Below are 1064 nucleotides of genomic sequence, written 5' to 3' on the forward strand. Positions count from 1 at the left end.
GGCAGCGCTTTCTGTCCACGGTCACGATTCCGGCAGAGCAGGAGCAGCAGAATGCCCACAGCCAGAACGGCAGTCACGCAAAGTCCGCCCTCCGGTCCGAACGAACCGCCGTTCCAGAGAGCATGGTCTGCGGTTTGTGTGATGGCGAAAACGCTGTTTTTGGACGGGATACCGCTGACTTGTAGCCCGAAGAGGTTGCCCTGTGCAAAATTCCACATGGAGTGAATGGCGCAAGCGCCCCAGAGGTTGCCGCAGCGTATCATATACAGAGACATGAAAACACCGAACAGGAAGAGGTTCAGCAGCGCCAGCGGTGTGATGCCGGAATTGAGCAAATGCATCAGGGAAAAGGCGATGGAGTTCACCAGAACGCCCACCCAGAGCGGCATCCAGCGGGATACGGAAACGCAGAAATACCCGCGGCAGAGAATTTCCTCCGAAGCGCCCTGTATCAGGTAGCCGAGGAATGTGAGCAGCAGGAGAGGCAGAGCGCTGGTACGAAATACGACACCGCTGAACCGGATGCTGCCGGTCAGGAAATTTAGCCCCAGCACGATCACGAACAGCAGAAGCCCAACGCCAAGCCCGATGAGGTATTCCGGCAGGGCAGTGCGGCGTGTCAGTCCCATGGTGGAGAAGCTGCGCTTTTCCAGCTTTCGGCAGTAGAGGATTACCACAGCAGCGGGAAGAAACGTGGAAAAGAGCGTGAGAACGGTGAACCATTGCGGCATACTGGTGGACGCTGCCTCTGTTGCCAGGCGGAGATAGGTGTCCATTTGGAACGTGCCGGCTTCCATACTCTGCTGTAAGTACCGTTCCATCTGGTGAAATGCATCGCTGTTGAACATGGCGATCATCTGCGGTGCGGCGATGGCCATGCCTTGGATGAGGTTGCCCACCAGCAGAACCGCCACGAAGCACAGGATCTCCGGCCACAGCTTTTTGCCGCGGCTTTGAAGACGTGCGTTCCGCACCAGAATGGGATCGCCTTTCAAGAAAATGGGTTTGGCTTGAGATGCCATTGGATTTTCCTCCTTTGTTAGAGCTCGTGTTCATAGGCGTCT

Annotated in this window: 1 protein-coding gene; it reads right to left on the reverse strand. The window is 56.6% G+C overall.

What is annotated here, in order from left to right; all coding sequences use genetic code 11:
- The coding region (locus QZL66_RS05975) for a CPBP family intramembrane glutamic endopeptidase (protein WP_293601899.1) at nt 1-1022 on the reverse strand (1022 nt) is incomplete at its 3' end.
- Between the last annotated feature and the right edge of the window lie 42 nt (nt 1023-1064).

Origin of the sequence: Ruminococcus sp. CAG:330, from assembly GCF_000437175.1 — a bacterium.
Lineage (GTDB): Bacteria > Bacillota > Clostridia > Oscillospirales > Ruminococcaceae > Ruminococcus_C.